Source organism: Halopseudomonas pelagia CL-AP6 (assembly GCF_000410875.1).
GTDB classification, from domain to species: Bacteria; Pseudomonadota; Gammaproteobacteria; order Pseudomonadales; family Pseudomonadaceae; genus Halopseudomonas; species Halopseudomonas pelagia.
In genome coordinates this window covers 80,355-89,745 of the sequence record NZ_AROI01000015.1, presented here as the reverse complement: position 1 = coordinate 89,745, position 9,391 = coordinate 80,355, and the positions used below count along the sequence as shown (strand labels likewise).

The following is a 9,391-nucleotide window of genomic DNA, read 5'->3' as shown; positions in this document are numbered from 1 at the left end:
CTGCTGCGGATGTGGCGGGGGTGGTAGACGCGCTGGATGAGCGTGGGCAGGAAACGTTGGCAGATAGCATGCGTACGGCGCCTGAAGCAGAAAATCAGTAATACGTTTGGGTGCGAGTAGATCTGCCTGAATACCGACAGGAATCAATAGGGTCAGGAATCAATAGGGTCAGTGTCATTGATTTTGATTCGAGCTCTTAACTTAAATCTGATCTTGGGTAAGTGACATATCATTTTCCTTCGCAGTTTGGGGTGTTAAATCTATGCAGCTTTTTCTCTATTTCATTTTTAATTAATTTGGCTATTCTTTTAGGGTTATTTAAGAATCTGTCGCAATATTCTGCTTTGTCTTCGGAGAAAGCAGAGGCTATAAGTTTTCTGATCATGGTGGACTCATCATTCTTATGATTTCCTTCCAGAACAGAGGCATAAATTGATTTTGAGTTTTCGGAGTAATCTAGTGATGTCTCTATGCTAAGCCCATTCGAACGTAATTCGTATACCAAAGGATACGAGACGATCTTGTTTATAGAGTGAAAATAGTCTTTATGGTTTATTATTAAATTTATTTTCGATTCGCTTTCGCGTACGTCGATAGGTCCATCAAAAAAATCCACGGCAGAGACAAATCCGAAATGTGGATTGTAGAATCGGAGTGTTTTGTGTCTCCCGTCGTTACTGCCACAGAATACAATGAATTTTTGCTTTTTTTGTTTGGGCGATGCCACATTCGCGGCTAATGGAACTTCCTGTATCTGTATGGCTGGAAAATCTGATCCGCAACCAGGGGATTGGTTGTATTTGGCCATTGATATTGTCTCGCCGTTTGTGCGTGAGACTGATATCTTTCCGGTGTTGTACATAAACTCTTTATTATCGTCATAGACAGGTATCGTGAAGAATTCATAGATTACCCCGTTGTCAACTAGTCTGTTAGATGGCGAGAAGTTGCTTTCAGCAAGCACGAGATGGCTTTGCAAGAGAATTATAAGCGCCAATATTACGCGTCCTAACATGGTCGCTCCTACCCCTTCAATTTAATTTAGTTATATATATTCTTGCGTGTTTCGCGAATTTCGGGACCAGTTTAGCATGAGGTTGTGCTTCAGGTTTAAAGTTGGCGTTCTATGTTAAAGACGTTTTGAACAATGGGGTCGGGGAATCAATGAATCTGACCCTATTGATTCTGAACCTGGGAGACTGACCCTATTGATTCAGCCCCAGCGTGTCTTAACTGCTCCTGCCAATACCCCCCGCAACACTCAGCAAGCCATTGCAGCGTTCAATAATCGCTGCAACGCAGGTGCTCTTATCAATTTTGCTGATATAGAGGCATTTTGCCAGAGACTCCTTTATTCTCCGCATGCGCAGGTTTTACGCGCTGGGTCTAAACCCAAAATAAAAATCATAAAAATGGAACATTGGAGGTTTACATTGCCAACGCATCATTGGTATCAAGCGGCTGTGCCTATGGCACTATCAGCTATCATGCTAAGCGGTTGTTTGGGTGGTGGGGGAGGCGGTGGGAGTTCTGATGCGCCTCCAGACTCAGGAGCTCCGGAAGTCACCCGCGCGCACGATAGCCGCGTTTTCCAGGCGGTCTTGCCTACAACCGATCCCGCCGCGCTGTTAAACGCGCAGGTCTATACTGGCACATATCCTGGCTTGCAAGGCGATGCGCTGTACACGGTAGAAGTGCCTAATGATTGGGATGGTGTTGGCCTGATCATGTGGACGCGCGGTTATGGCGGCGAGAACCTGGAGTTAGGTCTTTCGATGCCTGCTGCGGCGTGGCGTCAAGCCGTCATAGACGCCGGTTACGCCTGGGCTTCCTCATCCTATTCTGCGAATTGGTATGACGCGCGAGCGGGTCTTGAAGATACCAATAAGCTCGCTCTCAATTTCGTGGATTACGTTGAGTATGACCACAGTTTGAGACTTGATACGCCCAGCCAGTATCTCATCTCGGGTGGATCTCTGGGCGGGCATATTGCTGCCGCTGCGGTAGATCGGGAAAATATCGAACGTACCCAGTTCAAGGTTGATTATGCTGGCGCCGCGCCCTTTTGTCAGTCCGAACAGAATCAATTCCAATGGCTGGGCGACTATACCCGCGTGATGATGCAATTGTCCGGTTACGGTGATGAAGAGTATTCACAGTTCCAGGATCTGGTCGGCACCTTCACTGACTACGGACAGGTGTCATTGCTGACCAACCCGGGTCCGATGGTGACTGCCCTGTTCAACAGCCACAACAACGGTCTGCCTAACTGGACTTCGCCCAAAGGCGTTGAAGGCCAGCGGTTGGTCGATATTGCCAGGAACCTGACTGGTGGCGAGCGTCCGATTTTTGATATTGGCTTTGCCTCGATCTTTCAGGACGTGGTTTTGAGCACCGGCGGGGCCAACGGCGACATCAATGGCATCCTGGCCACCAGCATGTATGGTAACGAGAATCAGGTGTTCCGCTGGACCACTGGTGCGGAGCCGACCGATGAAGAAATCGAATTCAACGAGGGGCTTTCCAGGGTCAGTGCCAATCCGGATGCCAACCCGTTGCGCGACGACGGCGTGCGTTGGATTCCGCTGGTTAACGGCGATTTTGATGTGCCCGTCATGACCATGCATACCCTGGGCGATTTCTACGTGCCATTCCGTCACCAGCAGCTTTACCGTGAACGAGCTGAGGAAAATGGTAACGAGGATCTGCTGGTCCAGCGTGCCATTCGCGCTCCCGGCCATTGTGACTTCTCGGACGGCGAGTACCAGGCCCTGATCAGTGACTGGCTGGGTTGGGTCAACGACGGCATCAAGCCTGCGGGTGACGACGTGCTGGATCCGGCTGTAGTAGCAGATGCCAACTACGGCTGTACGTTCACAGTGGTCGAGCGGGTAGCCTTGCCTGCTTGTACTCCTCCCTAAACCCTTTCGGGTAAAGGCCATGACGGGATCCTTCCGTCATGGCCTTTCCATGATTCCTTGGGCTCGGCGTTTATAAAACGCTATCACTGCGCCAACGGTTGCTGACGCTTGTGTTCCGTCGCATCGTATCGTTCTATGATCTTCTGCGCGGCTTCTGCATCCAGAGTCTTGCCCACCAGGAACGCATCGATCTGTTCGTAGGTCACGCCATGGGCGTGCTCATCCGGCCTGTCAGGCATCAACTCTTCAAGGTCAGCGGTCGGTACTTTGCCGACTAGCGTCGCTGGCGCTTCTAATCAATGGAATCAATGACACTCGTATATTGATCCTGCCACTCAAAATCAGGATGCTACTTCTGATCGAACGGCCGAACCGGTTGAGGCTGGCAAGACATTAGACGTTTCAGTCTGCGGGTCAGATAAGTCCGCCGGTTCGTTATCTCGTTCATCCAATTCGAAGGGTAACTTAGGCCAGGTGCCACGCCGAGAGCCTGGATACGAGGATGTGATCGATGAATGAGCAGTCCGTTGGCATTGATGTTTCCAAAAGCAAGCTCGATGTCTGTGTGCTGAAAGGAGAAAAGGCAAAAACTAAGGTTTTCAGGAACTCACGCACCGGTCATGCAGAGCTTAGCGAATGGTTAAGACAGCGTGAGCTATTAGTTGGCACTCCGGTTGTTCTGGAGGCCACCGGACCTTATAGCGAAGCCGTTGCTATCGCCCTGTCTGATACTGGTTGGGCCGTTAGTGTGGTCAATCCTGCAAGGATCGCTGGCTTTGCGAAAAGCGAGCTGACGCGCAATAAAACCGATAAGGCTGATGCGCGGCTAATCGCCAAATTTGGCCAGCGCGCGGATCTGGATATTTGGGTGGCACCGAGTCTCGCGACGAGGCAACTCAGGGCGCTCGTCGATCGATTACAAGCACTGATCGACATGCGCCAGCAGGAAAAAAACCGGCTTGAGGCGCTCGACCACGGCACGCCTACCAATGTGAGGCGAATGGTTGATGAGCACATTGAATGGCTGAACAACCAGATCAAGAAAGTGCAGTCAGAAATTGATGATCACATCAATGGGAATCCTGAACTCAGGCTGGATGCAGAGCTTATTGAAAGCATTCCCGGGATAGGCCGCAGAGCAGCAGCTCAGTTTCTGGCTTATATCGGGGATGTCCGGCGATTCCACAATGCAAAGGCGCTGGCCGCGTTTATAGGAGTCACCCCACGCCAAAAACAGTCTGGCTCCTCCCTCAACGCTCGCAGCCGTCTATCCAAGGCGGGCCACGCTTCTGCCCGAAAGGCGTTGTTCATGCCCGGCATGGTTGCCAAGCGCTACAACCCGGTGGTGGTAGCCATGGCTAAGCGTCTTGAGGCTCGAGGGCTGACAGCCAAAGCGATTGTAGGCGCGAGCATGCGCAGACTAGTCCACCTAATCTACGGAGTACTGAAATCAGGACAGCCCTTTGACGCAAAAATTGCTCTGTCGAAGCTTGAGTTTCAAGAGGGTATCTGACCCTATTGATTCTAATCAATGGAATCAATGACACTGACCCTATTGATTCTATTGATTCTATTGATTCTATTGATTGGAAGAGCATGAATATCAAGCAAGCGCCCTCTATTATTCCTTGAATAATTGGTATTTATTACAAAAGATATAAAACTGTTTACATGCTAAAAATGAGAGTGCCCATGTTTATATGGAAAATTAATCGTGGGCGTTCCGTCTTTAAGCCCAAGTAAGCTGTATTACTGGAACAAGAACAAAACTGGGGCAGAAGGACAATTCTCGGTTGCTATCGCTCAGCTCAGTCTTACGTTGCACCGCGCTGTCAGTGGCTCCTTCCAACTGCAGGGCTCTTTAATCACTGCCGTGTGGTTGCTCCGGATGAAAAAAAAGACGCACAATCGCGATTTGGTGGTTATGCTCAACCTGTCAAATTAGTCAACAAGATCTAGGAGAAGGAATGCCTGAGACCATTTTTGCAACCAGCCTGTTACCCAGTATCAGAGACGTAATTACCTTCTGTATTGGCACTTTAATACTCGCAGCCTTGAAGTACTGGTTCACCAATTCCATAAGAGCAGTGCCTAAACTGTTTATGTTGATGCGCAAGCGCGAACTTAAGAAAATCAGGCGAACCCGCCGGAACCAATATGAAGTCCAAAGGCAATTGGCTAAAGAAAGTGCCTACTTTACTGCCTTCCTGGCCTCCGCTTCCGTCTCGCTCGGGCTGTTTGTACTCGTCTCCATGATCCAGCCCCAGCAAGTAAAGATAGCGCTTTGGGTGATGCTAATGATCCCAATACTGACATTCGAATGTCTGTGGCTTCTGCAACAGATGTACGTGGCTGAGCTCACCAAATTTGCAGGGCGTCTCCCTCAACGCTTCAGAACCATAAAACAGCCGTTGCAAGTTTCTTCATACCGCAAGCGGCTTCAAAAACAACGGCGAGAATCTAACCGCTGAACAATGGGGTCAGATACCTCTTGAATTTCAAGTCCCGACAACGCAATTGCTCTCTTGCTCTGACCCCCACTTGCGCTTGACCCGACAAGACTATTTGTTGGTGCTTAAATCCGACGGGTTTTTGCGCCAGCGCCGAAGGTTAGGGGCAGGGCGAGGCGTGTAGCCAGGCTCAGAAAGGCCACTGACCAGCAAGTGGCAGATAGCCAGAGCAACAGGGGCGCGGCGAAGGGGGTATTGCCCGCCAAGAAGCGGGTGATCGCGGACAGCGAGACCAGCACCAGGGTTGACCAGACCCACAGGGCCGGTGGAGGCTGGTGCCAGGCCTTCTGGAAGTAGAGTCGCAGGGCAACAGCGCAGGAAAGACTGCCCAGGGCACCGACGGTAATCAGGTGCAGGCTGGCGGCGGGGGAGTGCCCCCGGATCAGTGCGCTACCGGTGACTGCCGCCCCCACTGCCACCCAGGTGTAGCACAGCCCCAAACCCATCAAATCCGCCCGTTCCGGACAAAGCCAGAGGCGCCAGCGGACTATGCGCACCAGCAGGAGGACTGCGGCAACCAACAGCAGACCGCCAGCTGTCGGCGCCATTGAGGGCGCAAGCAGCAACAGCGCGGCGCCAGCAAGGGTCAGGATCAGCGCGGCCTCGATGCGGGGCTGTACTCGTGCCGCCTGGGCGATACCCTTTTTCTCCAGCGTGCCGCCGACTGCTGGGGCGATAATCCGGCCCCCCATGAACATCATCAGTAACAACAGGGCCAGAATGCCAAAATGCATAAGCCGGCGCTGGTCCGGTAGCGCTCCGTCACTGGCGCTTACCAGCCATGGTACCAGCAGCCACACTAGCGGCAGCAGGAAGAGCACCAGAAATAGCGGCCCCAGCATACGATTGCGCCACTTCTTCGCGGCCTGGAAACGCGGCACTACCAGGCAGGCCAGGGCCACCGCAAAGGCGGGACTTAGGGCCATGGCCGGAATTGTGTCGGGGGCAAGAATCCAGGTAATGCGTGCCGCCAGCCAGAGCCCGAAGAGGGGTAACAGCACGCGCGCCGGTTGCGGTCCCAGGGTGTAGCCGGCAATCAGCGCCAGGGCAAAGCCGAACATTAGTTCATGACCATGTCCGGCGCCCAAGAGACCTGGTGGCCAGCCTGTTCCCGATTGTACGGCCCAGAGCGACAGCGGCACGATGGCTGCCGCGAGCAGGGCCGCTGCGGGAAAGAACAGACGGAAACTCTGGATTTTCACGGCTCGGGACATTACTGGACTGACCTTTTGTGATCGTTACGCTCGCGGATTGCGTAGGGCTCTGCTGGTATCGTATCAGCTACAACTAGCAGCAACTTACGCCATTGCAGGACTGGGCATCAGCGCGGTGAAAATTCAACGCACCAGGGGCGCTCTAAAGGCATCCTGGTCGAGAAACAAAGCTACCTGCTTAAAATTGGCTCGCTACATCGCTCTCAAGCCAGTGGTGCGCCTCATTGCTCCAGACGATCCTTGGCCGCCTCGATTATCGTGACGATCTCTTCGTGAACGTGCCTGATGCGCTTGGTCGCGCTCTCCGCATGTGCGACCAGCCACAGTGTTTCTTCCATTCTGGCTTCTGTAGGAATACGCAGCAGATCCTGTGCAAGAAAGCAGGGCAAAATCCCGATACCCACACCCGCTCTAATGGCTGCGCGTTGCGCTTCCAGCTGTGTGGTACGTATATCAGGTGTACGCCCCGTGAGCCTTTGCAACCAGCGATCTGCAGGCAGGTCGTAGCCCGCAGCCCAGCCCACCAGTCGCGTGGTGGCAAGGTCCGTGCTTGACTCAGGCGCGGCGTAAAGACCATAAGACATAGTGCCCACTCGCTTCCTCGTGAGAGCGCCACGCTCTGGGCGCACCACGCGCAGTGCAATATCGGCCTCGCCTCGCGCGATGGCTAGCGTTGGCACGCCGGTCAGCAGTTCAAGCTCCAATGCGGGATGCTGCATAAGAAAGGGTTGAAGCGCCGGCAGCAGCAGGTGCGTGGTGATCGTTTCAGGTGCGGCAAGCCTGACAACACCTGTCATTTCCGAACCGTTTGAATCCGTGCGCGCCCGAAACCGGGCTATTGCAACCTCTACACGTTCTGCCTCTATCTCCAGCGCCCTTGCATCTTCAGTGGGGATGTATCCACTGGCGTGACGCACGAAAAGTGATGTGCCCAGTAGCTCTTCCAGAGCCGAAATACGCCGGCCGACGGTCTGAATACTGACGCCCAGGTGCCGCGCTGCGCCGCTCAAGCCGCCATGTCGAATGACCGCGGTAAAGTAGCGCAAGTTGTTCCAGTCCAATTCCTTGTTCATTTCGGGAAAACCGTCTTCCAAGTTTAACTATCGGTGTCGAGGGCCTTGCTGCGGGATGATTACCCCCTAGCCACAGGAGACCAAGCATGACACAGGATAGGTTCGAAGTTGGAAAGGCACGACTAGCGGAAATTGACGGTGACGCTGGAGAGCGGGTGATTGCTTCATTAGTCGATATTGCGCCAGACCTTGGGCGCTACATCATCGAATTTGGATTCGGAGACATCTATAGCCGGCCTGGCCTGGATCTGAAGAGCAGAGAGTTGGCCACCGTTGCGGCGCTGGTGGCATTGGGTAACGCTCGTCCGCAGCTTGAGGTGCATCTGCGCGCGGCCATGAATGTGGGCGTGACGCGTGAGGAGTTGGTGGAGGTAATCATCCAAATGTCACTGTACGCCGGTTTCCCCGCGTCCATCAACGGTATAGCGGCGCTGCGTACGATAGAGGATGAGATCCATGTATGAGTCAACGGCTTTGATAGAACGGTATTTTCAGGCTTTCTCATCTGGGGATATCGAGGGCGCGCTTGCGTGTATCCATCAGGATGCGATCTGGCATGTAGACGGTGATCCAGAGGTTGTTACCACGGGCATCATCCGCGGCCGTGAGGCGGTTCGCGCGTGGTTGCTAGGCTTTCCTGACGGGTTTCGCCCGATCACATTTTCTATTGAACAGCAGTTTTCTGATCAGGCTGAGATTCTGGTGTTGGGTCGTTTCCGTCATCGGGTTTTGCCGAGCGAGAGCATTGTCGATAGCGACTATGCCATTCGCTTTACGCTTCGCGATGGCTTGATCGGTCGGTACCAGATCTTTGAAGATTCACTGCTGATCTCTCAGGCACGGGCGAACAGTTCGCCCGGTCGCATGATGCGTATCAATGGCGTCCTTTATGGGTGGGACGACGTGGGGCAGGGCAAACCCGTGGTATTCCTGCACGGCCTTTTTTTGGATCGCAGCTTCTGGGCTCCGCACCTGCATACCCTGGCGGCGCAGCGGCGCTGTGTTGCCTTCGATATGCCAGGGCATGGTGTCAGCACCTGGCGGGAGGGAATGGACCTTGACGCTATCGCGGAAGATATCGCGCTTTGGCTGATTGAAAATGATGCGGCACCCGCGACGCTGGTTGGGCACAGCCAGGGCGGCATGATCGCAATCCGGCTGGCAGCTAGCTACCCAGAACTGGTCGAGCGATTGATTCTAGTTAATACCAGTGCGCGCGCAGAGTTGATCAATCGGCTACCTGAATGGGAAAAGCGACGAGATGCTTTGCTGGATGGGCCGGAAAGGCGCCGCGAGGTATTTGGTGAAGTGCAACGCTTTACGACGACGGCGCAGTGGCGGGAGCAGCATTCGCTCGATGCCGAGAAAGAGCTGGAGCTCATGATGCGTCATGATCCGACATTGCTGAGCCATGCGTTGAGTGCTGCCATTTTCAAACGTGGCGACGTCCGAGAGCTTCTGCCTCGGATCGGTTGTCCGGTGACTGTGATATCCGGCGCACAGGACCTTGCGACACCGCCGTACCTAGCAGAGGAGATTGCGCGGTTGGTGCAGCATGGCGAGGTAGTCGTTATAGACGACGCTGCTCACCACGTACCGATAGAAGTACCTAAAAATTTTATCGAAGCTGTTCTAAACGAGGTCTAACATGGGGTTCGGTTCCCCCTCCTGTC

The 9,391-nt window shown here is 53.6% G+C and carries 8 protein-coding genes and 1 pseudogene; 5 read left to right on the top strand and 4 right to left on the bottom strand.

The features are described 5' to 3' along the window. Positions 1 to 229: 229 nt before the first annotated feature. Positions 230 to 1,015, bottom strand: a complete 786-nt coding sequence (locus tag K787_RS0112850) for a hypothetical protein (RefSeq protein WP_022963209.1) — start codon at positions 1,013 to 1,015, stop codon at positions 230 to 232. A 586-nt stretch (positions 1,016 to 1,601) separates the two neighbouring features. Here K787_RS0112850 and K787_RS0112845 point away from each other — a divergent pair. Then, positions 1,602 to 2,921, top strand: a complete 1,320-nt coding sequence (locus tag K787_RS0112845; RefSeq protein ID WP_052185371.1) for a hypothetical protein — start codon at positions 1,602 to 1,604, stop codon at positions 2,919 to 2,921. Positions 2,922 to 3,004: 83 nt separating this feature from the next. Here K787_RS0112845 and nadE read toward each other — a convergent pair. Then, positions 3,005 to 3,217: pseudogene (gene nadE / locus K787_RS24780) on the bottom strand (ammonia-dependent NAD(+) synthetase); the annotation flags it as partial. 215 nt (positions 3,218 to 3,432) lie between these two features. On the opposite strand from nadE, the gene K787_RS0112835 reads away from it, so the two are divergent. Further along, entirely contained in the window at positions 3,433 to 4,434 is a 1,002-nt protein-coding gene (locus K787_RS0112835) for an IS110 family RNA-guided transposase (protein WP_022963206.1), read from the top strand. A 454-nt stretch (positions 4,435 to 4,888) separates the two neighbouring features. Further along, on the top strand, positions 4,889 to 5,392 hold the full coding sequence (locus K787_RS0112825) for a hypothetical protein (RefSeq protein ID WP_022963204.1): 504 nt from the start codon (positions 4,889 to 4,891) through the stop codon (positions 5,390 to 5,392). Positions 5,393 to 5,496: 104 nt separating this feature from the next. Here the strand turns inward: K787_RS0112825 and K787_RS23085 are convergent, their stop codons facing one another. Continuing rightward, positions 5,497 to 6,645, bottom strand: coding sequence for an NnrS family protein (locus K787_RS23085; protein WP_022963203.1), 1,149 nt, complete (start codon positions 6,643 to 6,645; stop codon positions 5,497 to 5,499). Positions 6,646 to 6,866: 221 nt separating this feature from the next. Then, positions 6,867 to 7,718: a LysR family transcriptional regulator gene (locus tag K787_RS0112815; protein ID WP_152486840.1), complete on the bottom strand. Its 852-nt coding sequence runs from the start codon at positions 7,716 to 7,718 to the stop codon at positions 6,867 to 6,869. An 86-nt stretch (positions 7,719 to 7,804) separates the two neighbouring features. Between K787_RS0112815 and K787_RS0112810 the strand changes: the two genes are divergently transcribed. Beyond that, entirely contained in the window at positions 7,805 to 8,182 is a 378-nt protein-coding gene (locus K787_RS0112810; protein ID WP_022963201.1) for a carboxymuconolactone decarboxylase family protein, read from the top strand. Further along, the gene (locus K787_RS0112805) at positions 8,175 to 9,365 is read left to right on the top strand and encodes an alpha/beta fold hydrolase (protein ID WP_022963200.1); all 1,191 of its coding nucleotides are present in this window, start codon (positions 8,175 to 8,177) and stop codon (positions 9,363 to 9,365) included. Before K787_RS0112810 ends, K787_RS0112805 begins: the two co-directional genes overlap by 8 nt. Positions 9,366 to 9,391: the final 26 nt, after the last annotated feature.